The organism is Oscillospiraceae bacterium (assembly GCA_025757985.1).
In the GTDB taxonomy this organism is placed as follows: Bacteria; Bacillota; Clostridia; order Oscillospirales; family Ruminococcaceae; genus Gemmiger.
This window is the reverse complement of the sequence record CP107210.1, coordinates 2,056,760-2,081,728: the sequence shown is the minus strand read 5'-3', so window position 1 is coordinate 2,081,728 and position 24,969 is coordinate 2,056,760. Positions and strand designations below refer to the sequence as shown.

Here is a 24,969-nt window from a genome sequence, read left to right as displayed (position 1 = left end):
AATGGGCGCATATGGAATGCGCCCTTACGGTCGTAGAGAAATTTTGAAGCGGTGCGCCAGCACCGCGAACCACCATTTTTATTATCTATTATCTTTTATCTATTATTTAAAAAGGAGCTTCTTATGAGTAAGCTGCATTTGATTTTACCTATGGCCGGTCGGGGGAGCCGCTTTTTTGAAAACGGATTTGTCTGCCCGAAGCCATTGATTGAAATTAACGGAAAGCCGTTCTTTTACTGGGCGGCGCGCAGCATTGAGAAATATGTGGATTGCGCCGACATCACCTTTGTTGTGCTGCAGGAGCATATCCGCGACTTTGCGATTGACGAAAAGATCCGGACATACTGGCCTGAGGCGCGCATCATTGCCCTGCCGGAGGTGACCGAGGGGGCAGCCGTCACGGCGCTGAAGGGCTGCGAGGGCCTGCCCGACGGTGAGCCGATCCTTTTCAACGACTGCGACCACCTGTTTATCTGCAGCGCGTTCAATGCGTTCTGCGAAAAGGGCCACTTTGCCGACGGCCCTGCGGGGGCGCTGCTGACCTTTGAGAGCGATTCCCCGGCCTACAGCTACCTGCAGTACGGCGCGGACGGCAATGTCTGCCATACGGTGGAAAAGCAGGTCGTCAGCCATGACGCCATCTGCGGCGCGTATTATTTTAAGGATAAGCGCACCTACGCCGACGCCTGCGCCGCATATCTGAAAAACTGTGAGTATAAGGAATTTTTTGTATCCGGCATCTACAATGTGCTGGCAGCGCAGGGCGCACGGATCGCAGGCTTTGCGTGTGATCTGCACCTGCCCTTCGGCACACCGGACGAATACCGCACCGCAGAAAAACCGGAGAACCGCGCCGGATTTGACGCGCTGGGGTGACCGATGGAAGGAGAACACATGAACACATCGGCAAAAAAACAAATCATCCCAGAACTGCTTGTGGCCGTGCTGTGGGGGATACTGACGCTTTGGACGGACAGACTGTTTTTCCGGTATGATTGGCGAACCACGGCGTTTTTTGTTTATAAGGCACTGTTTGTGCTTCTTGCTTTTCTGCTTGTCCACGGAATCGTGACGCTGGTCAAAAAGCTCCGCGCGAAGGATCGCTTTGTCTGGCACTGGCTGCAGTGGACGCTGCCGTATCTGGCGGTAAATCTGATCGTGCTGCTCATCGTCTGGCCGGGCTGCTGGGGCAATGACGACCTGAATGTGCTGTCTCTGGCGAGAACACTGCAGATGGATGCATGGCAGCATTTTCTGACGAGCAGTGCCTTTATCCTGTCACTGATGTTTGTGCCCATACCCGGAGGGGTAGTGCTTATCCAGAATCTTCTCATCAGTGCGGCGGTAGGTTGCTTTGCAGCTACGGCCCAAGATCTTACCGAGAAACGGCTGGTTCGACCGGTGAAGCCGGTGTGGTTTGCCATCGTCTACCTGCCGTTCCTGCTGCCGCCGGTGCTGATGCACAACCAGAATCCATTCCGGACGACATGGTCATGCTGGTGCGAGCTTTTTCTGGTTTTCATGCTGGTGGCCTTCTACCTGCGCGGCACCAGGCTGACCCGGGCTGAGTTGACGGCTGTTGTTGTGCTGGGGGCGCTGGCAGCCTCCTGGCGCAGTGAGTGCGTCTATTATCTGGCGGCGATTCCGGTCATGCTGGCCGTGCTTTGCTGCAAAAAGCTGCTGCGGCCGCTGGCGCTGGGTGCTGTGACAGCGCTGATTTTGTGCGGATATATGGCATCCTCCCGATACACCGGCTCCCTGATGGGGGAGGCGTGGCAGTACCAGCGGATCGCACTGTGCTACCAGATGGCGGCGCTTGTGCAGGATGCCGATCCGGCAGAGGATGCAGCGGAGCTTGCTGCGATCGATAAGATCTATGATGTGGATTACTGCCGCAGTCATCCCGAAATCCATGGCAATGCGCTGCGCGAGGCAATCCTGCGCAATGGCGGCAGCGATGCGGAGTGGAAGGAATGCCGCGGTGCAATCGCACGGCTGGCGCTGCGTTACCCCAAAAGCCTATTGCGGGAGCGGCTTGATGTGTTTAACAATACGCTGCGCCAGCGTCAGAACGGGCGGTCCAACCAGAAGCTGGTCTTTGCATCGTCCTTCCTGATGTATGAGGGCGAGCCGGAGCGCGATGTGCTGATAGAATTTTTGCAGGACAGCGCGGCGGTAAAGCCCCTTAATCAGGAACTGCGCAAGAACTTTATCATAAATGTGGCGCTGAGCGGGGACTTTGCGGGCGGATTGATCGACTGGACTTGGTGGATGCTGCCGCCCTTTGTGCTGCTGTTTGCGGCCTGTCTGGTACTGCTGGTACGGCGGCGCTGGATGCTGCTGTTCGCGGCGGGAACATTTTTTGTGCGGATTCCGCTGGTGTTCCTGACCGCACCGGATACATATTTCCTGTATTATCTGACGCCGTTCATTGCCGGGTATGCAATCACGGCGGCGGGAATCATCTATGCGGTGATGAGAGATAAAAAGAAGCGGGAGAGGGTCACGGACTGATGATCGGACTTTATTTTGTGTTGGCGCTGGTGCTGGTGCTGGTGGGCCATGCGTTCCGTCTGCTGCGGTGGGAGCAGTTTATCCGCATCTATGAGCGGCCGCTGCGCGGGCAGATGCTGCGCGGTATGGCCGGCGGCTATGCGCTGAACTTTGTGCTGCCGTTCCATCTGGGGGATGTGTTCCGCGCGGTATTCCCCGGGCGGCGGATGAAGAGCGGGGTCGGCTTTGCGCTGGCCACCGTCATTATGGACCGGTTCCTTGATGTCTGGTTCGTGGCGCTGGGCTTTATCGCCTTTTCACTGCTGGGGCAGGGCGGGGCTGCTGTGCGCGGCGCAGCGCGGTACTATCTGGTGTTCTCGCTGGTGCTGGCGGCGGCGCTGGTGCTGGTGTCGGTGCTGCGTGACTGGCTGAAAAAGATCTGTCTGGCGTTCTGCGGCATCTTCAATGATACGCTGAAGCTTGACGGCATGATGTTCTTCTGGAGCTTGATCAACACCTTCAAGGATCTTGGCCGGGTGAAGATCGGCCGCCTTGCCGCCAATACAGTGCTGATGTGGGCGGCGTATCTGGGGTCCTACACGGCGCTGGGGGCGGCCCTGACCGCTGCCGGGCAGCCGATGAAACTGGTCGGCGTGTTTGACCTTTTGTTCGGGCGCAGCGCGGCCGATCTTACGGCGCTGCTGCCCGGCGGTGCGCTGGGCACCGCCGCCCCTGCGGCGCGCGGGCTGCTGCTGGCTTGGTTTATGCTGCCGCTGGCGGCCATGTGGGCAGCTACGCTGCTGCCCGAGCGTGTGCGCGGTGCGGTCAATCAGGCAACGCAGGCCGCCCCGGCGGAGGAAAGCTATCTGAATCTGCTGCCGCAGGCCGACGAGCATGACCGTGCCGTCTTTCTGGGCAAGTATTTCGGACTGGAAAACAAGGAGTATCTGCAGCGCTTTCTGCAGATGAACCGGGATATTACGATCCTGCAGGATTATTCGGCGGGCTCCAACGCCACAACGATGCTCTGCATGGACAAGCAGTCTACCTTTTACCGCAAATATGCCTTTGGCGCGGACGGAGACAAGCTGGCCGAGCAGATCGACTGGCTGCGCGCCCAGCAGGACCGGCTGCCGCTGTGCGAGATCCTGCGCACTGCGCGGGAGGACGGCTGCTGCTGGTATGACATGACCTACAACCCGCAGGCGGTGGGGATGTTCCGCTATCTGCACTCCAACCCGGTCGAGAAGAGCCGGCGCATCCTGCGGGAGGTGCTGCAGACGCTGGAGGAGCAGCTGTACCGCCCGACCGCCCGCGCGGCGGACCCCGCGGCGATTGAGAAGTACATCGAGACAAAGGTGGACGGCAACCTTAAAAAAATCCGCGAGGACCGCGCCCTGCGCGAGCTGGTCAGCTGCGATACGCTCTGGATCAACGGTACAGAGTACAAAAATCTGAACCGGCTGGACGGGCTGTTTGACCATGCGCGGCTGCGCGAGCTGTTTGCGGCGGACCCCGTGGGGACGATCCACGGCGATCTGACGATTGAAAACATCATCTGCCGTACCGACAATGACGGGTGGTATCTCATCGACCCGAACACCGGCAATCTGCACGAAAGTCCCTTCCTCGATTACGGCAAGCTGCTGCAAAGCCTGCATGGCAGCTATGAATTTATGATGAAAACGCCCCGCGCGGCGGTGCAGGAAAACCGCATCGACTTTCAGCTGACCCGCAGCGCCGCCTACGATGCGCTGCTGGCAGCCCTGATGGAGGATCTGAAGCAGCGCTACCCGCGTGCGCAGGTGGAGAGCATCCTGATGCATGAGGTCATCCACTGGCTGCGGCTGATGCCCTACAAGCTGGCCAAGGACCGCAAGCGCGCGCCGATGTTCTATGCAGGGCTGGTGATGGTGGCCAACGATGTGGCTGATTTTTGTGAAGGAAAAGAGGGAAAGCTATGCTGATCTGTGTGGATCTGGACGGGACCCTGCTGGACACGGTGCCGGCCAATGCGGCGTCCTACCGCGCGGCGCTGGAGGAAATGGGCTTTACCGTGACCGATGAATACTATGCGGCGTCCTGCAACGGCGGGCATTACACCCGCTTTCTGCGCCCGCTGATGGGCGGCGACCCCTGTGACGCCGATGTGGAGCGGGTGCATGACCGCAAGAAGGAGCTGTACAGTGACTTTTTGGACATGGTGCGGCCTAACACGGCGTTGATGGAGATACTGCGCACGATGCAGGCGGCCGGGCATGATCTGGCCTGTGTGACGACCGGCAGCAAGCAAAACGCCACCGAGGTGTTGGAGCATTTTGGTGTGCGGAAACTGTTTGGGCTGATTGTGACCGGCGAGGATGTGGAAAAGCAGAAGCCCGACCCGGAAGGGTATTGCAAGGCGATGGCGTATTTCCATGTGACACCTGCCGAGACGATGATTTTTGAGGATTCGGGCATTGGGCTGGAAGCAGCCAAGGCCAGCGGAGCGACCGTATTTAGGGTGGAGCAATTTTAAGGCTTAACGGCGCGGCAATGGCACGGCCCGGCAAAGCCCCTCCGGCCATCGCTGCGCTCGGCCACCTCCCCTGTAAGGGGCGGCTTTTTGCGGGCGAAGCCCGCGTGATCAAGGCTCTCCACGCAGTGGGGAGCTGGCCGCGAAAGCGGCCTGAGGGGCTTTGGCCGTTTGCTATAAGTAAAAAAAATCCCTTGAGGAATCTGCGTTCCCCAAGGGATTTTTATTGATGTAAATTATTTCGCGTCCGGGCGGACGATCTCGCGGATGGCGCTGACGATGTTCTCGGCAGTCAGGCCGTAATCGCGCAGGACCTCATTGGCGGGGCCGGAGTGGCCGAACTGATCCTGCACGCCGATGCGATGCACGAGGCAGGGCAGCTTCTCGCTGACAACTGCGCAGACAGCCTCACCCAGACCGCCGATGACGCTGTGCTCCTCGACCGTGATGATGCGGCCGCACTCGCGGGCAGCCGTCAGGATGATCTCCTCGTCAATGGGCTTGATGGTCGGCATGTTGATGACGCGGACATTCAGACCCTGACGCTTGGCCAGCACGGCGGCGCGCAGCGCCTCGTTGGTCATCAGGCCGGTGGCGATGACAGCAATGTCGTAACCATCGGTCAGCTTTTCGCCCTTGCCGATCTGGAACTCATAGGTTTCCGGATCGTGGAAAACAGGGGTGGCCAGACGGGAGAAGCGCAGATAGACGGGGCCCTGATAGTTGTAGGCGGCGATGACGGCGGCGCGGGCCTCGACATCGTCAGCGGGGCTCAGCACCACCATACCGGGGATGGAGCGCATCAGGGCGATATCCTCGCAGCACTGGTGGGAGGCACCGTCCTCACCGACAGAAAGGCCGGCGTGGGTGGCGCCGATCTTGACATTCAGGTGGGGGTAGCCGATGGAGTTGCGGATCTGCTCAAAGGCGCGGCCCGCAGCAAACATCGCAAAGCTGGACACAAAGGGAACATAGCCCATCGTGCTCATGCCGGCGGCAACGCCGACCATGTTCTGCTCGGCAATGCCGCAGTCAAAGTGGCGGTCCGGGTAGGCCTTCTTGAAGATATCGGTCTTGGTGGCGGCGGCCAGATCGGCGTCAAAGACCACCAGATTGTCAGCGCCCTGCTGGGCCAGCTCTACCAGCGTGTTGCCGTAGCTGACACGGGTAGCAATTTTTTTAATCTCAGCCATTGTTGAACTCGATCTCCTTTTCCAGCGATGCGTGGGCGGCGCGCAGCTCAGACATGGCCTGGGCGTACTCGTCGTCATTGGGGGCCTTGCCGTGCCAGCCGACGGAATTTTCCATGAAGCTGACACCCAGACCCTTGGTGGTGCGCAGCAGGAAGCAGGTGGGCTTGCCGCTGCCGTGGGACAGGTCAAACATCTTGAAGGCCTGCTCCAGATCGGCGAAGGAGTTGCCGTTGCAGACGATGGTGTTGAAGCCGAAGGCATCCATCTTGCGGTCCAGCGGCTCAGAGTTCATGACATCGCGGGTGGCGCCGTCGATCTGCAGGCCGTTGACATCGATCATGATGCACAGATTATCCAGCTTGTAGTGGTTGGCGAACATGAAGGCCTCCCAGCATTCGCCCTCCTCGATCTCGCCATCGCCCAGCAGGGTGTAGACATTGATGTCGCTGCCGGACTTCTTGGCACCCAGCGCCATGCCGCAGGCGGCAGAAACGCCCTGACCAAGGCTGCCGGTGCTCATATCGACACCGGGCACGGTGTTCATGTTGGGGTGCCCCTGCAGGTAGCTGTTGGAGTGGCGCAGGGTGGGCAGGTCAGCGACCGGGAAGAAACCGCGCTCCGCCAGCGTGGCATACAGGCCGGGCGCGCAGTGGCCCTTGCTCAGGACAAAGCGGTCGCGGTTGGGGTCCTGCGGCTGCTCGGGATCAATGCGCATCTCGCGGAAATACAGGTAAGTAAAGGCATCCGCTGCGGACAGGCTGCCGCCCGGATGACCGCACCCGGCACCGTGGGTGGCTTCGATCACACCCATGCGCACGCGGGTCGCAGTCAATTTCAACTGCAGCGTTTCCAGTTTTGTCATAGCTAAGTTCCTCCGGTCACTATTGGTAAAATCGGGTGGCATTTTGAGATACCACTACACAATATACTACTTCTATTATACACATTTCGCAGAAACACGCAAGATTTTTTTACAATTTTCGTGCCTGTACGGCGCGGCGGAGAAAAAACCGCCCGCCGCGCAAAGTGCGATGCTGCGCACCCTTTGTGCGTTGTGCCAAAAAATGGCGCGATTCGTACATAAACTACGGCGAAAAGCCCCTTGCGCGCGGGGAGGTTTTGCTTTATACTTTATATAAAGCCGCGGTGCGGAAAACCCATCATCTTACGCAGCCGCCCGGCCCATACTACTATATCTGGGAGGGAAACAGAGTGCCCAACGGGATCTACATCCAGACTGAGTACCACGGCAAGCTTATCCGCAAAATCGTCTGCAACGGGGACGAACGGTGGTTCATCGGCTCCAACTGCGCCGTGACCTTTATGTCTATGGACGACTGCATGGCCGCCATTGACCGCCTGTAATGGAATAAAATGCTGCTGCACCCCGTCCTATGCGATGGGGTGCGTTTTGTTTTACGGGATCATGCAGCAGGAGGAAAGCCCTTATGAAAAAACATAACTGGCGGCTGATGCTGCGCCGGGTGCTGAACCTTGTGTTCAGCCGTCTGGTCGTGACGGCCGTGCTGCTTGTGCTGCAGGTGGTGTGGCTGTTTGCGCTGTTTTACCGTCTGGCGGACTATGCCCGGTGGTTCAACGCCGCCGGCCTGACGCTGAGCATCATCATGTGTCTGGCGCTGATCCGGCAGGACTCCACCGTGCCGGAGTTCAAGATCAGCTGGATGATCCTGTTTGCAGTCATGCCGGTGCAGGGCGGCCTTTTGTACCTGCTGTGGGGCAACAAGCGCCCGGCACTTGGCCTGCGCCGCCGGCAGGAGCGGGCCGAGCAGGCCATGGCGGATACCCGGCGCGAAGATCCCGCCGCTGCGGCCCGGCTGCGCGCAGCTGATCCGCGGGCGGCGCTGACAGCGCGCTATCTGCACGATTACGCCCCGGCGCCGCTGTGCGGCGGCACGGCGGTGCGATACTACCCGGACGGCCAGACAATGCTGGCCGACATGCTGCCCGCCCTGCAGAGCGCCGAGCGCAGCATCTTTGTTGAGAGCTTTATCATCGGCATGGGCGAGATGTGGGGCCAGATCCATGAGATCCTGCGCCGCAAAGCTGCTGCCGGGCTGGATGTGCGGGTCATCTACGATGATGCGGGCTGCCTGAGCCTGCTGCCCCACAACTATGCCGAGCTGCTGCGGGCGGAGGGCATCCGGGCGTTCAGCTTCAACCGCTGCGTGCCGGTGCTGAACCTTGTCATGAACAACCGCGACCACCGCAAAATCATGGTCATTGACGGAAAAATCGGCTTTACCGGCGGCGTGAATCTGGCCGATGAATACATCAACCGGCTGGTGCGGTTCGGCTATTGGAAGGACAGCGGCGTCCGGCTGGAGGGGCCGGGCGCAGGGGCGCTGGCCAACATTTTCCTGACCTTCTGGAAGGCACAGTACCCCGAGGAGGATGTTGACATCGACCGCGACCTGCCCGCTGCCGCGCCGGTGCCGACCGATTGTCTGGTACAGCCCTTTGCCGACAGCCCCGTGGACCGGGAGGCCGTGGCGAAGAATGTTTATCTGGAGCTGATCAATCAGGCGCAGCGGCGGCTGCAGATCTGCACGCCCTACCTGATACTGGACAACGACCTGCTGGCCTGCCTGCGGCTGGCGGCCAAGCGCGGCGTGGATGTGCGCATTTACACGCCCGGCGTGCCTGACAAGCCGACGATCTACCAGCTGACCCGGAGCTACTTCCCGCATCTTCTGCGCGCGGGGGTCAGGATCTTCAGCTACACACCGGGCTTTCTGCACGCCAAGACATGGCTGGTAGACGACCGCATTGCGGCGGTGGGCACGGTAAATCTGGATTACCGCAGCCTTTATCTGCATTTTGAGAACAGCGTGCTGATTTACGGCGGCGCGGTGCTGGACGATGTGCGGCGCGATCTGGCGGAGATCGAAAAGGAGAGCGCCGAGGTGAAGCTGGCGGACTGCCGCACAGGGTTCTTCGGCACGATGTACAGTGCGGTGCTGAGATTGGTAGCACCGCTGTGCTGAGACGATGCAGGGCGGCTGCTGGCCGGGGGTTATAGGGGACGGCGTCCCCGATGCCCCGGAAACAGGCAGCGGCGGGAGGCGGCGGGCGAGCGATGCTCGCCCCTACCGAAGAACATAAGATAAAAGCAAAGCCCGTCCCGGGTCATACCGGGGCGGGCTTTGTAGGTTCAGGAGCCGCTGGCGCCGCGGGAGCTGACGCTTGCAGGCGGGGCAGCGGTGTAAAAGGCGGTGCCGTTTACGGTGCTTTGCGTCATGCCGACAAGGTCGAGCAGCTGATTTTCCGTGTAGGGGGCGGCGTCCAGCTTGGAGGATGTGCAGCGGTAGACGCCGTCGGAGACCGACACGATGCCGCGCTTTGCAAGGCGGGCCAGCGATTTTTCCAGCGTCTGCGGGTCGCAGGGATAGCCCTTTTCGGTGAGCGCCGCCGCGAGCTGGGCGGCGGTGCGCGGCTTATCCCTGAGCAGGAGGGCAAGAGCAAGCTGCTGCCCACGGAGATAGTACGGGAGCAGACCGCAGCGGAGCCAGATACCTTTTATGCACTTCATGGTGGGACACTCCTTTTCCTCGTAGTATCGTCATCGTAGCATGGATGGGAGCGGGTGTCAAGCGCGGGAGCTGAAAAAGAGAGTGGAAGTCCCATTTTTTGTATTGACAAAGAAAAGTTGTTAAAATACTATTGACAACTGTCGGTTGTTGATATAGGATGGAGATAACCAACATTTTCCGCAATGACAGAGGCAATAAAGGAGGAACGCGATGAACTATCAGGAAAAAGTGGCGTGGCTTGGGCGCTACCAGACCGCGCTGAGCTGCCAGCGTATGCTGGAGGAGGAGATCACGGTGCTGCGCAGCGATGCGGCGCGGGTGACGGCGTGCATGTCCGGTATGCCGGGGCGCAGCGGCCCCGATGCCGACCGGCTGCCCCGCGCGGTGGAACATATCGAAGATGCGCAGAAAAGGCTGGCACAGCAGCTGGATGGCTGCATGGCGGCCCGGATGGAGGTGATGCGCGGCATCCTGACGGTGGGGGACAGCGCAGGGCGGCAGGTGCTGCAGCGGCGCTACCTCATGGGGCAAAGCTTTGCAGAGATCGCCGATGCGATGGGCGTGGTGCAGCGCCGGGTCTACCAGCTGCACCGCGCGGCGGTTGAGCGGATGGAGCCGGAAAAGGAGGCGTGAAAAACATTTCCCGAAATTTCGCAGAGACTTCACGGGATTTCATTGTATTTCACAACCAATAGTGGTAATATGGTAGCATCGAAACTCGTGGGAGACAGGTAAGTCGCCCGCGAGTTTTTTCATGCCCGAAGGGAGGAATGTCATTGTGCGAAATTAACGCGGACCATGTGCTGGGCGAGCTGGCCGAGATCGCCTTCGCCGTCCCGGGGGAGGAGGGCGGCCCGCCGGTCAAGGTGGCCGATAAGCTGCGCGCACTCGAGATGCTCTACAAGCATCTGGGGCTGGGGGACGGCGCAAGGGAGGAGGGGGTCGTCATCGTGGACGAATGAGAGAGAGGAGCTGGCGGCAGACCGATGCGGGTGAGATTGAAGGAAAAGATACCGGGCGTTTTCTGGCCGGTGCATACCGCGATACGCAGCGGCGGCATCAGCGAGGTCGTGGCCAAGGGCGGGCGCGGGTCGGGCAAGTCCAGCTATCTGTCCATCGAGCTTGTGTGGCAGATGCTGCGCCGCCCGGACTGCCATGCCGTGGTGCTGCGCAAGGTGGGCGGCACACTGCGCAACAGTGTGTACAACCAGATCGTATGGGCCATCGGGGAGCTGGGCTGCGCGGGGTACTTCCGCTGCACGGTCAGCCCGATGGAATGTACCTACCTGCCGACCGGGCAGAAAATTTTGTTCTTCGGGCTGGACGACCCGGGCAAACTGAAAAGCCTGAAGCTGCCGTTCGGCTCGGTGGGGGTCTGCTGGTTTGAGGAGCTTGACCAGTTTGACGGCCCCGAGGAGGTGCGCAATGTCGAGCAGACGGTGCTGCGCGGCGGCAGCTGGGCGCTGACGCTGAAAAGCTTCAACCCGCCGGCTATGGCGCGCAGCTGGGTCAACCGCTACGCGCTGGAGCAGCGCCCCGGCAAGCTGGTACACCACTCGACCTACCGCGACCTGCCCCGCGGGCTGCTGGGGGAGCGGTTCTGGGAGGATGCAGCGCATCTTGAGCGGACAAACCCGGCGGCATACCGGCATGAGTACGGCGGCGAGGTGGTGGGCAGCGGCGCAGCGGTGTTTGACAATTTGCAGCTGCGCACCCTTGCGCAGGACGAGCTGGACCGCTGCGACCGGGTCTACCACGGCGTTGACTGGGGCTGGTACCCCGACCCATGGGCCTACAATGCGGTGTGCTATGATGCGGCGCGGCGCACGCTGATCATCTATGACGAGCTGACCCGCCGACGAACCCCCAACCGCGAGACGGCCCGGCTGCTGGCAGAGCGCGGCCTGACCGACCCCGACAGCGGCCCGCTTACGGCGGACGCCGCCGAGCCGAAATCCTGCGCCGACTACCGCGCCGCCGGGCTGCCCTGCCGTGCGGCGCAAAAGGGCCCCGGCAGCGTGCGGCAGAGCATGAAGTGGCTGCAGGGGCTGGCGGCCATCGTCATCGACCCGGCGCGCTGCCCGGACACGGCGGCCGAGTTCAGCGAGTATGAGTATGCGCGCGACCCCCGCACCGGCGAGGTGCTGCCCGGCTACCCCGATGTGAACAACCACCACATTGATGCGGTGCGCTACGCGCTGGAAGGGGTGTGGAGAAGGAGAGGAAATTGAGGTAGCGCGGCTTCCCCTTTGGGGGAAGCTGTCAGCGGCTCCGACCGCTGACTGATGAGGGGCGAAGCTGCCGGGATTGCCCGTTTATGGGATGCGCCGGAAACGCTGCCCCTCATCCGGCGCTGCGGCGCCACCTTCCCCCGCAGGGGGAAGGCTTTAAGAAAGGAGGAACGGACTATACAAACTTATCTGGAACAGGCTTTTGGAAAAAGCGATGTGACCTCAGCAAAAATGCGGGCCGCGCTGCGGGAGTGGCTGGATTTGTACTACGGCGCGCCGCGCCCCGGCGAGGATGCGGCCCCGCGGCTGGCGGCGCTCATCGTGGGCAAGCTCTGCCGCACCGTGTTTGCTGAATATGAGACCCGGCTGCCGCCCGCTGCGCCGGAGGCCGTGCAGCGCAGTCTGGAAGCCCTGAACGCGGCGGCGCGCACCGCCATGCAGTACGCGCTGGTCGGCGGGGAATGTCTGCTCAAGCCGGTGCCGGCGGACGGCGGGTTTGACTTTACGGCCATCCGCCGCGACTGCTATGTGCCGCTGGCGCGGGATGCACACGGCCGGCTGCTGGCGGTCGGCACGATGGAGCGCCACAGCTGTGACGGGCGGCAGTATGCCCTGCTGGAGCGCCGCACGGCCGGTGCCGAGGGGCTGACCATCGAGACACGGCTGTTTGAGCTGAACGGGCAGGTGCTGGGGCGGTGCGTGCCGCTGAGCACCCTGCCCGCCTGTGCGGCGCTGGTGCCGCAGCTGGTGCTGCCCGGCGTGCAGGGTGTGGGGCTGGCCGTGCTGCGGATGCCGCTGATGAACTGCGTGGACGGCAGCACCGATGCCGTGAGCATCTACGCCCCGGCGGCGGGGCTGCTGCACGCGCTGGCCCGCTGCGAGGAGCAGCTGAACACCGAGTTTGCGAACGGTGCCTCACGAGTGTTTGCGTCGGAGGACCTGCTCCGGCCTGATGCACAGGGGCGGCGCGCGCTGCGCGATGATTTGTTTGTCGGCCTGCCGGACGACCCCGCCAATGTGGGGGTGACGGTCTACAGCCCGGCCCTGCGGGAGCAGAGCTATCTGGCCCGCAAGCAGGATCTTTTACGCGGCTGCGAAAGCCTGCTGGGGCTGCGCCGCGGAATCCTGAGCGAGCTGGACGGCACCGGAGAGCCGCGCACCGCGACCGAGATCACCGCAACAGCGGTGGACTATGACCTGACCATCCGCGACCTGCAGGCCGCCTGGGCGGACACCGTGCGGCAGGCGATGGCACTCTGCGGCACACTGGGCGCGCTGTACGGTGTGCCGCATGGTGCGGCGGACGCGGCCCCATCTATAGACTGGGGCGACGGCGTTTTGTATGACCGCGCCCGCGTCTGGGCAGAGCAGCGCGAGATGGTGGATGCAGGGCTGCTGCGCCCCGAGCTGGCGCTGGCATGGTATTTTGACCTGCCGTGCGAGACAGAGGCGGAGCTGGCCGAGATACGGCGCCGGTTTATCGGCGCGGAGAGACAGAAGGGAGGTGAGGCTTGATGGACGAGCAGAAGCAGATGACCCCGGCACCCTATGCGGCGGGGACCGGCAGTGTGCCGGTGACGCCTGACCGCGCGGCATTTGACCGCATGGGCTACCGCGAGCGGCTGGCGCTGAAGCGGGAAAACCCGGAGGTGTATCAGGAGATGAAGAAGTAGGAGGCGGCGTCCCCGCCGCCCCGCGGGAGGGAGACACCCCTGCGGCAAACAGGAAAAGAGGCAACCACAAAAAAGTTGAGGGCCGGGCATACCCGGCCCCTGCAAAGCAATCGGATTTGAAAAGGAGAAAAATTTATGTCTGATTTTATCACGAAGCTGTCCGATCTGATCGACCCGGAGGTCATGGGCGACATGGTCTCGGCCCGTATCCCCAAGAAGCTGCGCGTGGCGCCGTTCGCCAAAATTGATGATACGCTCGCCGGTGTGCCCGGCGACACCATCACGGTGCCCGCCTACACCTACATCGGCGATGCGTCCGATGTGGCCGAGGGCGGCGAGGTCGCCATCGAGAAGATGACGACCTCCACCCGCAAGGCTAAGATCAAAAAGGCGATGAAGGGCATCGGCCTTACCGATGAGGCGGTGCTGTCCGGCTACGGCAACCCGGTGGGGGAGGCCAACACCCAGCTGGCACTGGCCATCGCCGCCAAGATCGACAGCGACTGCATGGAGGCGCTGCAGACGGCCAGCCTGATCTATGACGGCAGCAAGGCCGCCATCAGCTACAATGCGATCGTGGACGCAGTCGATCTGTTTGAGGAGGAGATGGGCTGCTCCGACAAGGTGCTGTTCATCCACCCCAAGCAGGTCACGCAGCTGCGCAAAAACCCTGACTTCCTCAGCGCGGACAAGTACACCCCCGGTGTCGGCCTGACCGGTGAGATCGGCATGATCGCAGGCTGCCGTCTGGTGCCCAGCAAAAAGGTGCCGCTGGTGGACGGCGTCTACGCCTGCCCGATCGTCAAGCTGGAGGCTGACCCCGAGGTGGACGATGAGATCCCCGCCCTGACCATCTACCGTAAGCGCGAGGTCAACATCGAGACCGAGCGCAAGCCCAAGACCCGCACCACCGAGATTACCGCAGACGAGTTCTATGTCGCAGTGCTGTCGAACGAGGCCAAGGTCGTGCTGGCAAAGTTTAAGGCGTAAGGGGGCGGGCGCATGCCGGATTACACCTTTTATAAGGAGCAGTTCGCCGGGGAGGATATCCCCGAGAGCGAGTTCCCGCGCTTTTTGAAGCGCGCTGAAATTGAACTGAAGCGTATGCGCCGCATCTACCCCATGACCCCGGCGGGGGCGTATACCGAGGACACCGCCGCCGAGATGGCGCTCTGCGCGATCGCCGATGCGATGTATGAATTTGCGCAGGAGGACGAGCGGCGCGGTCTGGCGCGGGTGAGCATCGGCAGCGTGAGCGAGACCTACACCGCCCCGCCGGAACTTTGCGCCCGCACGCTGGACGACCGCGCACGGCATTACCGGCGCGAGGCCGGATACTACTACAGCATAGGGCGGTGGGTGAACAATGGATAAGCTCTGCGGCGAGACCGTGACCCTCTACCACCCCGATGCAGCGCACCGCAGGGTGGTGCGCCAAGTGCTGCGGGGCGTGTACTGGCAGCAGGGCAGGCGCGCCTTGCCCGATGCGGGCGGCACCCGGCAGGGCACGGCGCTGCTGGTGGTCATACCGCAGACAACTGCACGCTACGGCGAGGACTACACGCTGGCCCCGGGTGACCGGCTCTGCCTTGGCGAGGGGCCGGTGCTGCAGTGGGAGGACTGGCCGGGCTTTGTGCCCGCTGCGGTGGAAAATGCGGCGGTGGTGCAGTATGTGCTGCCGATGCGGCTGCACGGCAGGCTGCACCATGTCGAGGCCGGTGCATGGTGGAACGGCAGCGGCACCGGCGTTCACAGCCTGACGAGGTGAAAAAACCTTTGGCTTCTCCCTCGGGGGAGAAGCTGCCGCCCGCAGGCGGCTGATGAGGGGCGAGCCGGCCGCTGCTGCACGGGAAAGGGACGCCGGGCGGCAGGCTGCCCCTCATCCGGCCCTGCGGGGCCACCTTCCCCCAAAGGGGGAAGGCTTAGAGATAGGAGGACTACCATGATGCAAAAACTCTACGCGTTTCTGGCCCGGGCCCCTGCCCTGCAGGGGCTTACGGTGCAGGTTGGTGATGTCGGCCCTGCACCGGGCACGGCCGGCCTGTGGGCCGGGGGCATCACGGTGCTGGACCGCAGGCAGAACCTGCTGGGCGGCGTAAGGCAGCGCTGCCGGGCGGAGTTTACGCTGCGGCTCTGCCTGCCGGATACCCGCGCCGAAAACGAGGCGCGGCTGCTGGCGCTGCAGGCGTGGATCGCTGCCGAGAGCGCCGCGCACCGCACGCCGGTGCTCGGCAGTGAGCCGCAGCAGGAGTGCCTGCGCGCGGAGCAGGGCCGGATGGAGCGCGCCGAGCCGGGCGGCACGGCGGTATACACCCTGCGCCTGCAGGCAGAATACACACAGCTTTATACGGAGGAAATGCAATGAAAATTGAACGCAGATACATGGCCCACTACCTGAACGCCGCCTTTGGCAGCGGCGAGGCAAGCTACACCCGTCTGGGGCAGGATCTGGAGGAATACGCCCCTGAGCTGACGGCCAATGTCGAGAAAAAGTCCAACATCCTCGGCCAGACCTCGGTGGTCATCGACAGCTACCAGAAGCAGGGCGAGGTCAGCCCCTACTATGCCGAGGAGGGCGACCCGATGTTTGAAAAGCTGCAGGCCATCATTGACGGAGATCTTGTGCTGGACGACCTCAAGACCGACATGGTGGAGGTCAAGCTGTGGAGCAAGGACACGGCGGGCGCCTACCCGGCCGTGCGCGAGGAATGCTACATCGAGATCGTCAGCTACGGCGGCGATACGACCGGCTACCAGATCCCCTTCAATGTGCATTACACCGGCGTCAAGACAAAGGGCAGCTTTGACCCGGCGGCTAAGAAATTTACCGAAGCGTAAAAACGGCAGGGGGCGGCAGGGCAAGGCCGCCCCTCATCCGGCGCTGCGGCGCCACCTTCCCCCGCGGGGGAAGGCTTTATGGAAAGGAGTATCCAATGGAACTGAACATTGACACCGGTGTGGAGGAATTTTCCGTCAACGGGCGGGGCGTGCTGCGGTTCAACCCGGCAGACCCGAACCTCTACCACCGTTTTTTTGCGGCGGGCAAAACACTGGAGCGGTATGATGCCGAGCTGACAGCAGCGCTGGGGCAGCTTGGCGGGGACGAGCAGCAGCGCGCAGCCGCCGGCCTTGCGCTGCTGCAGGACTATGACGGGCGGATCAAGCGGCTGCTGGGGGAGATCTTCGGCGCGGAGAACGACTTTGATGCGATCCTGAACGGTGTGAATCTGGCTGGGGTCGGGGCAAACGGGCGGCGCGTGGTGCAGAACCTGCTCGAGGCGCTGACGCCGATCCTGCGCGAGGGGGCCGAGCGCCGCCTGCACGCCGCCGCCGATGCGGCCGAGGCTGCCGCGCAGGCCGCCCGCGCAGCCCGGGGCGCGGAATGACGGGCTGCTGGTGCCTGCCGATGCAGGCCGAGCTGGACGGCGCGGCGTATGCGATACGCACCGACTACCGCGATATTCTGGAGCTGCTGCGCTGGCTGGGCGGCACGGCTGACCCGCAGCTGGATCAAAGCGGGCGCTGGTATGTGGCAATGCGGCTGTTTTACCCAACATTTGCCGAGATGCCGCAGACCTGCTGGCCGCAGGCCACAGATTTTCTGGCGCGGTTTCTGGCGGCGGGCCGCCGTGAGCAGGCGCGCCCCGGTCCGCCGCTGATGGACTGGCAGCAGGATGCACCGCTCATCGCTGCGGGCATCAGCCGGGCGGCCGGGCAGGATGTGCGCACCCTGCCGTACCTGCACTGGTGGAGCTTTCTGGCGTGGTTTGATGCCATCGGCGAGGGGAGCTTTGCCACGGTGGTGGCCATCCGCGACAAGCTGCGCCGCGGCAAGCGGCTGGAAAACTGGGAGCTGGACTTTTACCGCACCCACCGTGCGGCGGTCGAGCTGCGCAGCCCGGCCAGCCCCGCACAGGAGACCGAAAAGCAGAGGCTGCTCGCCCTGCTGCAGTGACCGGATAAAAAAGGAGGGAAACCTACGCAAACGATTCGATTTGACGAGCTTTCGACTCTCAAGCTCCCGGCGGGGAGCCTGCGGGCGGCGCTCGATGGCATCACGCAGGCGCTGGGCAGCATGGGGGATGCGGGCCAGCAGGCCCGCAGGGTCGTGGAGGAGCTGCGCACGGCACTGCAGGCAACCGCGGTGCAGAGCGTGAAAACCACCCGCAGCCTTGCAAAATTTGACGAGATCAACCGCCTGCCCGCCCCTGCGGCGCAGAAGGCTGCAGCGCCCGAAAAGGAAAGGCGCACAGCGGGCAATGCCGCCGGTACGGCCCGCCGCACCGCCAGAGGCAGTGACGGCAGGGACTGGGCCGATGGCTGGCGGGCCGTGCTGGACAGCCTGCGCGGCATCTGGGCGGATTTCTGGGCGTATCTCAGCGGCTTTTTTGCGCCGTTTGCTGCAGCATGGCAGACCGTGTGGAACGCCCTGCGTGAGGCAGTGCTGCGCGTCTGGCAGCCGCTTTGGGCCGAGCTGGAAACGGTGCTTGCCCCTGCGGCGGCGCTGCTGGACACAGTCTGGCAGGGGCTTTGGGCCGGGCTGCAGAACGCATGGGCACTCTACGGGCAGCCCATTCTGGCCGGGCTGGCCGAGGGCTGGCAGAATGTGGCGGGCCTTGTGTCGGCGCTCTGGTCCGGGGTGGTGCAGCCGGTGCTGCTGCAGCTTTTTGCGCTGCTGGATACGCTCTGGGCTGCGCACCTGCAGCCGCTCTGGAATGAGCTGACTGCCTGCCTCGGCGCGGTGGGTACGCTGCTGCTGACGGTCTGGAACACGGTGCTGGCCCCGTTCGTGCAGTGGCTTGTGACGGCGCTGGCCCCGGCGGCGGTTGAGGTGTTCACGGTGCTGGGTACAGCCGTGACCGGTGCGGCCGGCATCGTGGCGGACGGCATCACGATCCTGCTGGCCGTGCTGCGCGGGCTGGCAGACTTTTTGACCGCCGTGCTGCGGGGCGCGTGGGACACCGCCTGGAACGCAATGGCGGCTACCGTCTCGGCCGTGTGGGGGCGCATCGTTTCAATCGTGCAGACGGCGGTCAGCACGGTTCTGGCGGTCGTGCGCGGCATGGTCAGCGCCATCGCGGCGGCCATCAATGGGCTGCTGTCGGCCATCGGGCAGGCCAAAGCGGCGGCAGGCGGCGTGCTGGGCGGTGCCGGGCAGCTGCTGAACACCCGGGCCGCCCTGCCCGGGCTGGGCTATGCCGCCGCCGTGCCGGTGCCGGCGCTGGCGCAGGGGGCGGTCATACCGCCGAACCGCCAGTTTTTGGCTATGCTGGGCGACCAGCGCAGCGGTACGAACATCGAGGCGCCGCTGGACACGATCCGGCAGGCGCTGGCGGAAACGCTGGCCGCCTGGCAGGGCGGCGCACAGGGCGGCGACCAGCCCATCAACATCTATATTGGCGAGGAGCTGCTCGACAGCGTCATCGCCAACAGTCAGAATCGCCGCGCACTGCGCAGCGGCGGGAGGTGAAGCGTGGAAATCTTAACCATTGACGGCACGGCGCTGCCCGCACCCAGTGCGTACAAGGTGCAGCTTTCCGATCTGGACAGCAGCGGCACCGGCCGCACGGAGGATGGTGTTCTGGTGCGCGAACGGGTGCGCGGCGGTGTGGCCAAGATCAGCGTCAGCTGGGAGGCCCTGACCACGGCGCAGTGCGCCGCCGTATTGAATGCGACCGCCCCGGACAGTATGCAGGTGCAGTATTTCTTTGGCGAGATGCGCACGGCCCGGATGTACGCCGGGGACCGAACGGCTGACCTGAAGGCCGCCCGCGACGGCAGGGCGGTCTGGGCGGCCTCGGTCCATCTGATCGAATTTTGAGAGGAGGGAATCCGGATGTATCCGGTATCGGAAGCCTACAAGGCCGCCATACGGGCACGCACCCGCACCGACCGGGTGACAGGCACGCTGACCCTGACGGACGGCACCGTGCTGCCGCTGACGGCGGCCGAGCTTATGAGCGGGTCGCTGACCCTCGACAACCAGTGCGTCACGGGGGAGGAACTGACCTTCGGCTGCGCTTACCTCGGGCAGGCGGCGCTCAACCTGCGCACGGCGCTGAGCCGCCATGCCTTTTACGGCGCAAGGCTCTGCCTTGCCTACGGGCTGCAGCTGCCGGACGGCCAGTGGGAGGAGGTCCCGCTCGGCAGCTATACCGTGGCGGAGGCCGAGCGCAGGGCGCTGTATGTCAGCATCAAGGCGTATGACAATCTGCTGGCGCTGCAGCGCCGCTATGACGGCACCGTGCTGCAGGGCACGGCATATGAGCTGCTTGGCCAAATCGCCGATGCCTGCGGCCTGACGCTGGGCCAGACGGCCGGGGAGGTGGCCGCGCTCAACGAGAACGCTGCCCTTGTCTGCCAGATCGGCCCGGCGGATGGCCTGAAAAGCTGGCGGGATTGTGCATCGGCGGTGGCGCAGCTGGTGGGCGGCTTTGCGGCGGCAGACCGGGCCGGGCGGCTCGTCATACGCCCCTTTGCGGCAGCGGCGTGCGCGGCACTCGGCCCCGGGGACCGCAGTGAGGCCGGCATCTCAGACCTGCGCTGCCACTATGCGGCGCTGAGCATTGAGACAGCCAACGGCCGGTTTGCGGCAGGGAACGAGCAGGACAGCGGCCTGACCATGACGATCACCGAGATGCCGCTGGCGGAGAAGGGCCTGCCCGAGATACGCGCGCAGATCGCTGAGCATCTGTTTGCGGTGCTGCAAAAGCTTGACTACACCCCGGCCACTGTGACGATGCCCGGCGACCCGGCGTTTGAGCCGGGGGACCGCATTGCCCTGCCGCGCGCGGACGGCAGCGCCCCCGAGATGCTGGTCACGCATTTTGTATGGCGGTACCGCGGGCGGCAGACCCTTAAAAGCGTGGGGCGCAACCCCTATCTGACCGGGGCCGGGGACGGCGCGACCGAGCGCACGCTGCGCCGCCTGCAGAACAGCGCCGAGAGCAAGCGGCTGACCTACTACAGCTTTACAAACGCGGCGGCACTGACCGTGCGCACGGCGGAGGTGCCGGCGGTCACGATCTCCTTTGCGGCGATCGAGGATACGAGCGCGATCTTCCTTGCGCAGCTGACAGCGGACGCTGAGCCGGACGATGCGGCGCTGACCCTGAGCGTGCATTACTACCTGAACGATCAGCAGATCGAAAATTTTGCGCCGCAGCAGCGGATGGAGGCAGGCCCCCACACGCTGGCGCTTTTTTACCCGTTTGCAAATGTCGAGGCAAACACCGTCAAGCGGCTGTCGGTACGGCTGGTCTGCAGCGGCGGCACGGTGCGGGTGGCGCAGTACGGCATCAAGGCCACCGTGACCGGGCAGGGCATGGCGGGGGAGACGCCGTGGAACGGCCTGCTGGAATGTGAGGAACTGGTCGCGCCGGTGCGCCTGACGCCCCGCACGCTGGTGCTGGGCCCCCTGCAGGACGGCGGCGCCGAGATAACGAAGGAGGAACCGAAATGAGACTGCACGGCCATACACGGCTGGAGCTGACCGACATACACACCGGTGCGGTGGAGGTGGTCGAGAAGGACAACATCATCACCAACGCGGTGGGGGAGATCTTCAACGGCTACGGCGGCAGCCTGAACAAGGCGATGCTGCTCTGGCGCGGCCAGCAGGACGACCCCAACGCGCCGAAGGACCTTGTCACGATGTTCTACGGCGGGCTGCTCCTGTATGACAGCCCCCTCGGCGCAGACCCGGCAACGCGGTTTGCCCCGGCGGCGGCAGGCATCACGGGCACGGCGATCGCCGGTCTTGTCAATGCAACGACCAACACGACCCGCGGCAGCGCCAACCTGACCGAGACAAAGCTGGACCCGGCGGGCGGCACGATGACCTATGTCTATGAGTTTGCCACCAATCAGGGCAACGGCATCATACAGTCAGTCTGCCTGACCCAGCCGCAGGGCGCGTACTATTCCGAGATGATCGATGCGCCCAATGCTTCCCCTGTGATGGCCGGCCGGCTGAGCTTCGGCGGGGCGCTGGGCGGCGACCAGCTGCTGACCGGGCTGCTGGCCAAGGATTGCTACCCCACGGGCGAGCGCGGGGTGCTGCTCTATGCGGACCCGGCGGCTGATGAAGCGCTGGCGGGCAGGGTGGACACCGCCCGCGGTGTGCTGGAGCTGCGCCGCCACTGCCTTGGGCTAAGGACGCTGGATCTTTTCCGGCGCGATACGCAGGGCGGCTGGGACAGCCTTATCTCGATAGATACGGTGGATATTTCCGGCTTTTTGCAGTCGGTATCCGGCAATGCGGGCCGGTACTGCCGCCTCTGCTTTGACGCCGAGGCGGACAAGCTCTACCTTATCGCAGCACCGGAGGGCAGCACCATCGCGGCGGGCGGCAGCATCCGGGTGCGGGAGTATGACCGCAAAACGCTGGCGGCCAGAGATTACACCGTCCCCAACAACACCGGCGGTGCGCTGCGCGCCGCTGTCAGCGAGGCAAAGTCGACACCGCTGAACGGCACGGTCTACGGCGGCAGCCTGTACATGACAGCGCCCTCGACCTATCAGATCTACCGCTTTCCGCTGGCGGACCCGACCGATGTGCAGGCCGTCACGATGCACGGCGATACCCTGCAATACCTCAGCGATGCACATGACGGGCGGCTTTACTGCTATTACCGCACCCGCGGCGTGGTGCTGAACACCGAGAAAAACGAGCTGTTCTCCTGCGAGGCAGCGGGCTACGATACCACGACTACCGGCTTTGCCGCCATGGTGCCGGTGCTGGGCGAGCCGGTGACGCCGCTGCGCCGCTACTACAGCGACAGCCGTATGCGCACCATGCGGGTGCTGCGCGCAAACTATCTGGCGACCATCAACGACCTGCCGAAGGCGGTGGAAAAGACCGCCGACAAGACGATGAAGGTCATCTACACACTGCGCAGGGGGGCGTGACGGCATGAGGCAGAGCGGTATCTTTGCAGGGCGCACCCGGATCGCCTACCCCTACGCCTGCTTTGGGTTCACACGGGGCGGCGGCCGTGTGTGGCACGGCGGTCTGGATCTGGTGGGGCTGGACGATACGACCGTGCGGATGCCCTATTATAAAGGAAAGCAGATCACCGGGCGGGTGACGCGGGCGCGCATCGTGACCGACCGCCAAAACAGGACCTGGGAGTGGGGCTGGTATGTCTGTGTGCAGCTTGACCGCGCGCAGACCCCGGATGCGGTGAATTTTCTCTACTTTGCCCACTGCGCACGGCTGCTGGTCAAGGCCGGGCAGCGGGTGGCCAGCGGGGACGCGCTGGGCGTTATGGGCAATACCGGCAATGCGGCGCTGGCCGACCCGCCCTACCCGCACTGCCATTTTGAGGTGCGCGCTGCAGCAAACGGCACAGGGCTGGACCCGACCGCCTACGCCGGGTGCGCCAACGCGCCGGGCGTGTACGGCGGCGCGGAAAAGCGCCAGCTTATCACAGTCGGGCCGGTGACGCAGGGTGACGCCGATGCGGTGCTTGCGCTCTGCCGGCAGCGCGGATTGGTGCAGGCGGGCCTGTACAAGAGCAGATGGGAGGATACATGATGGAAAAGAGAAACCTGCTGCAGTGCAGCAAGGCAGCGGTGGCGGCAGCCTGCGGGGCCTTTACGGCGGTGTTCGGCTGGCTGGGCTGGCTGGTGCTGGCGTGGGGTGCCTGTATGGCGCTGGACTGGGCCAGCGGCAGCGCGGCGGCGGCCTGCCGGGGGCAGTGGTCGAGCGCGGCGGCCCGCGCCGGTATCTGGCACAAGGCCGGTATGGTCGTTGTGGTGCTGGTAAGCGCCCTGACCGACGGCGTGCTGGGCATGGCGGTTGCCAACCTGCCGGGGCTGGGGCTGCAGCCGAACGGCGTGGTGCTGCCCGTGGTGCTGGTATGGTATATTTTTACGGAGCTGGGCAGCATTGCCGAGAACGCCGCCGCCATGGGCGCGCCGGTGCCCACATGGTTGGTAAAGCTTTTGGCCGAGGGGAAGGAAGGGGCAGAAAAGTGAGGTGCGCGGCGGCGATGGCCGGAGGGGCTTTGCCCGTGAATGGGCGGCAACTTTGCCTTCCCCCAAGTGGGGGAAGGTGGCCCCGCAGGGCCGGATGAGGGATGAGCTTGCGAAAAGCAGAGCGCGAACGGGGAATCACCGAAGGGCTGCCCCTCATCCGCCCTCGGGCGGGGCCTCGGGCACCTTCCCCCAAGGGGGAAGGCTGACAACGTGAACCTGCGAGTCGGTAAAAAAGAAGGGGTATCTGTCGCATGAACGGCAGATACCCTTTTTTATTTTGCTTATAAATAATTTTGCAGATCGCTCTTGTCGGTGGCGCAGCGCTCGGCGGCCTCGCGGGTGATGCGGCCCATACTGACAAGGCGCGCCAGATCGGCGTTCAGGCTGTGCATGCCCAGTGCGGCACCGGACTGCAGGATGCTTGGGATCTGGTAGCACTTGCCCTCACGGATGAGGTTTGCCACGGCATCGGTGCCGACCAAAATCTCGGTCGCGGCGCAGCGGCCCTTGCCCCCGGCCAGCGGCAGAAGCTGCTGGGTGATGACGCCGCGCAGCACGGCGGCCAGCTGGCCGCGGATCTGGTTCTGCGCACCGGCGGGGCAGACATCAATAATGCGGTCAATGGTCTGGGCTGCGCCGATCGTGTGCAGCGTGCTGAGGACCAGATGGCCGGTCTCGGCGGCGGTGACGGCGGCGGAGATCGTCTCATAATCGCGCATCTCGCCGACCAGAATGACATCAGGGTCCTCGCGCAGGGCGCTGCGCAGCGCCGAGGCAAAGCTGCGCGCATCCGCGCCGACCTCGCGCTGGTGGATGAGCGCCTGCCTGCCCTGATAGACATACTCGATGGGATCCTCGATCGTGATGATGTGGTCGCTGCGGGTCTCGTTGATATGGTCGATCATCGCGGCCAGCGTGGTGGACTTGCCGCTGCCGGTAGGGCCGGTGACAAGGATCAGACCGCGCGGCTCGTCCGCCAGCTTTGTCAGCACGGGCGGCATCGACAGCTCTGCCAGCGTGGGGATGGCATCGTTGAGCAGGCGCAGCGTGGCCGCAGCCTGCCCCTGCTGGAAAAAGACATTCACGCGGCTGCGGGTGCCGTCCGGCGCGACCAGCGCAAAATCGGCATCGATCCGCTCGGTAAGGATGGCCTCGCGGTGCGCCTCATCCATCAGCCCAAGGATCAGGGAGCGGGTCTCGTCAGCGCTCATCTGCACGGGGGGCTGCATCAGCCGCCCGTCCACCCGGAACATCAGGGGCAGCCCCTCGGAGAGATGGATGTCGCTGGCTTTCATCTGCCGCGCCAGCGCGGTGAGTTCATGGATTTGCATG

At 63.8% G+C, this 24,969-nt stretch carries 27 protein-coding genes and 1 pseudogene; 24 read left to right on the top strand and 4 right to left on the bottom strand.

Features of this window, described 5'->3' with window-relative positions; all coding sequences use genetic code 11:
- Window positions 1–123: 123 nt before the first annotated feature.
- The 4 genes from OGM67_10110 to OGM67_10095 are packed head-to-tail and all read left to right on the top strand — an operon-like array spanning window position 124 to window position 5,011.
- Window positions 124–876, top strand: coding sequence for an NTP transferase domain-containing protein (locus OGM67_10110; protein ID UYJ33937.1), 753 nt, complete (start codon window positions 124–126; stop codon window positions 874–876).
- A gap of 18 nt (window positions 877–894) precedes the next feature.
- The gene (locus tag OGM67_10105; protein ID UYJ33936.1) at window positions 895–2,514 is read left to right on the top strand and encodes a hypothetical protein; all 1,620 of its coding nucleotides are present in this window, start codon (window positions 895–897) and stop codon (window positions 2,512–2,514) included.
- Window positions 2,514–4,460, top strand: a complete 1,947-nt coding sequence (locus OGM67_10100) for a flippase-like domain-containing protein (protein ID UYJ33935.1) — start codon at window positions 2,514–2,516, stop codon at window positions 4,458–4,460. Before OGM67_10105 ends, OGM67_10100 begins: the two co-directional genes overlap by 1 nt.
- The gene (locus OGM67_10095) at window positions 4,454–5,011 is read left to right on the top strand and encodes an HAD family hydrolase (protein UYJ33934.1); all 558 of its coding nucleotides are present in this window, start codon (window positions 4,454–4,456) and stop codon (window positions 5,009–5,011) included. Before OGM67_10100 ends, OGM67_10095 begins: the two co-directional genes overlap by 7 nt.
- A gap of 233 nt (window positions 5,012–5,244) precedes the next feature.
- Here the strand turns inward: OGM67_10095 and OGM67_10090 are convergent, their stop codons facing one another.
- Together OGM67_10090 and OGM67_10085 are read right to left on the bottom strand one after the other, a co-directional pair.
- The gene (locus OGM67_10090) at window positions 5,245–6,201 is read right to left on the bottom strand and encodes a transketolase family protein (GenBank protein UYJ33933.1); all 957 of its coding nucleotides are present in this window, start codon (window positions 6,199–6,201) and stop codon (window positions 5,245–5,247) included.
- Entirely contained in the window at window positions 6,194–7,063 is an 870-nt protein-coding gene (locus OGM67_10085) for a transketolase (protein ID UYJ33932.1), read from the bottom strand. The genes OGM67_10090 and OGM67_10085 overlap by 8 nt, the downstream gene beginning before the upstream one ends.
- Before the next feature lie 350 nt (window positions 7,064–7,413).
- Between OGM67_10085 and OGM67_10080 the strand changes: the two genes are divergently transcribed.
- Both OGM67_10080 and cls read left to right on the top strand, forming a co-directional pair.
- Window positions 7,414–7,566, top strand: coding sequence for a hypothetical protein (locus OGM67_10080; protein UYJ33931.1), 153 nt, complete (start codon window positions 7,414–7,416; stop codon window positions 7,564–7,566).
- An 83-nt stretch (window positions 7,567–7,649) separates the two neighbouring features.
- Window positions 7,650–9,206, top strand: a complete 1,557-nt coding sequence (gene cls, locus OGM67_10075; GenBank protein UYJ33930.1) for a cardiolipin synthase — start codon at window positions 7,650–7,652, stop codon at window positions 9,204–9,206.
- A 167-nt stretch (window positions 9,207–9,373) separates the two neighbouring features.
- On the opposite strand, the gene OGM67_10070 is transcribed toward cls, so the two are convergent.
- Window positions 9,374–9,751, bottom strand: a complete 378-nt coding sequence (locus tag OGM67_10070) for a hypothetical protein (GenBank protein ID UYJ33929.1) — start codon at window positions 9,749–9,751, stop codon at window positions 9,374–9,376.
- Window positions 9,752–9,962: 211 nt separating this feature from the next.
- Here OGM67_10070 and OGM67_10065 point away from each other — a divergent pair, with 211 nt between their 5' ends.
- From OGM67_10065 to OGM67_09980, 18 genes and pseudogenes are all read left to right on the top strand, one after another.
- Complete coding sequence (locus OGM67_10065) at window positions 9,963–10,385, top strand: hypothetical protein (GenBank protein UYJ33928.1); 423 nt, start codon at window positions 9,963–9,965, stop codon at window positions 10,383–10,385.
- Between the two features lie 143 nt (window positions 10,386–10,528).
- On the top strand, window positions 10,529–10,714 hold the full coding sequence (locus OGM67_10060; GenBank protein UYJ33927.1) for a terminase small subunit: 186 nt from the start codon (window positions 10,529–10,531) through the stop codon (window positions 10,712–10,714).
- A 30-nt stretch (window positions 10,715–10,744) separates the two neighbouring features.
- A complete protein-coding gene (locus tag OGM67_10055) occupies window positions 10,745–11,983 on the top strand; it encodes a PBSX family phage terminase large subunit (GenBank protein ID UYJ33926.1) in 1,239 nt (412 codons plus the stop codon).
- 216 nt (window positions 11,984–12,199) lie between these two features.
- On the top strand, window positions 12,200–13,498 hold the full coding sequence (locus tag OGM67_10050; GenBank protein ID UYJ33925.1) for a hypothetical protein: 1,299 nt from the start codon (window positions 12,200–12,202) through the stop codon (window positions 13,496–13,498).
- Complete coding sequence (locus OGM67_10045; GenBank protein UYJ33924.1) at window positions 13,498–13,656, top strand: hypothetical protein; 159 nt, start codon at window positions 13,498–13,500, stop codon at window positions 13,654–13,656. Before OGM67_10050 ends, OGM67_10045 begins: the two co-directional genes overlap by 1 nt.
- 135 nt (window positions 13,657–13,791) lie before the next feature.
- On the top strand, window positions 13,792–14,646 hold the full coding sequence (locus tag OGM67_10040; protein UYJ33923.1) for a N4-gp56 family major capsid protein: 855 nt from the start codon (window positions 13,792–13,794) through the stop codon (window positions 14,644–14,646).
- Between the two features lie 12 nt (window positions 14,647–14,658).
- Complete coding sequence (locus OGM67_10035; GenBank protein UYJ33922.1) at window positions 14,659–15,030, top strand: hypothetical protein; 372 nt, start codon at window positions 14,659–14,661, stop codon at window positions 15,028–15,030.
- A complete protein-coding gene (locus tag OGM67_10030; GenBank protein UYJ33921.1) occupies window positions 15,023–15,424 on the top strand; it encodes a hypothetical protein in 402 nt (133 codons plus the stop codon). Before OGM67_10035 ends, OGM67_10030 begins: the two co-directional genes overlap by 8 nt.
- 174 nt (window positions 15,425–15,598) lie before the next feature.
- Window positions 15,599–16,021: a hypothetical protein gene (locus OGM67_10025; GenBank protein ID UYJ33920.1), complete on the top strand. Its 423-nt coding sequence runs from the start codon at window positions 15,599–15,601 to the stop codon at window positions 16,019–16,021.
- Window positions 16,018–16,494 carry a hypothetical protein gene (locus OGM67_10020; protein ID UYJ33919.1) on the top strand — a complete coding sequence of 159 codons (477 nt, stop codon included), beginning with the start codon at window positions 16,018–16,020 and terminating at the stop codon, window positions 16,492–16,494. The genes OGM67_10025 and OGM67_10020 overlap by 4 nt, the downstream gene beginning before the upstream one ends.
- Window positions 16,495–16,589: 95 nt before the next feature.
- The gene (locus OGM67_10015; GenBank protein UYJ33918.1) at window positions 16,590–17,042 is read left to right on the top strand and encodes a hypothetical protein; all 453 of its coding nucleotides are present in this window, start codon (window positions 16,590–16,592) and stop codon (window positions 17,040–17,042) included.
- Window positions 17,039–17,611 (top strand): bacteriophage Gp15 family protein, encoded by a 573-nt coding sequence (locus OGM67_10010; protein ID UYJ33917.1) that lies wholly within the window; start codon window positions 17,039–17,041, stop codon window positions 17,609–17,611. Before OGM67_10015 ends, OGM67_10010 begins: the two co-directional genes overlap by 4 nt.
- Before the next feature lie 120 nt (window positions 17,612–17,731).
- On the top strand, window positions 17,732–19,126 hold the full coding sequence (locus tag OGM67_10005) for a hypothetical protein (protein UYJ33916.1): 1,395 nt from the start codon (window positions 17,732–17,734) through the stop codon (window positions 19,124–19,126).
- A gap of 3 nt (window positions 19,127–19,129) precedes the next feature.
- Window positions 19,130–19,477 carry a hypothetical protein gene (locus tag OGM67_10000; GenBank protein ID UYJ33915.1) on the top strand — a complete coding sequence of 116 codons (348 nt, stop codon included), beginning with the start codon at window positions 19,130–19,132 and terminating at the stop codon, window positions 19,475–19,477.
- 15 nt (window positions 19,478–19,492) lie between these two features.
- On the top strand, window positions 19,493–21,118 hold the full coding sequence (locus OGM67_09995; protein UYJ33914.1) for a hypothetical protein: 1,626 nt from the start codon (window positions 19,493–19,495) through the stop codon (window positions 21,116–21,118).
- Window positions 21,115–22,566 (top strand): hypothetical protein, encoded by a 1,452-nt coding sequence (locus OGM67_09990; protein ID UYJ33913.1) that lies wholly within the window; start codon window positions 21,115–21,117, stop codon window positions 22,564–22,566. The genes OGM67_09995 and OGM67_09990 overlap by 4 nt, the downstream gene beginning before the upstream one ends.
- A gap of 4 nt (window positions 22,567–22,570) precedes the next feature.
- Window positions 22,571–23,068 (top strand): annotated as a pseudogene (locus OGM67_09985) (M23 family metallopeptidase).
- Window positions 23,069–23,190: 122 nt separating this feature from the next.
- Window positions 23,191–23,637, top strand: coding sequence for a phage holin family protein (locus OGM67_09980; GenBank protein ID UYJ33912.1), 447 nt, complete (start codon window positions 23,191–23,193; stop codon window positions 23,635–23,637).
- 281 nt (window positions 23,638–23,918) lie between these two features.
- On the opposite strand, the gene OGM67_09975 is transcribed toward OGM67_09980, so the two are convergent.
- Window positions 23,919–24,968 (bottom strand): type IV pilus twitching motility protein PilT, encoded by a 1,050-nt coding sequence (locus tag OGM67_09975; GenBank protein UYJ33911.1) that lies wholly within the window; start codon window positions 24,966–24,968, stop codon window positions 23,919–23,921.
- Between the last annotated feature and the right edge of the window lies 1 nt (window position 24,969).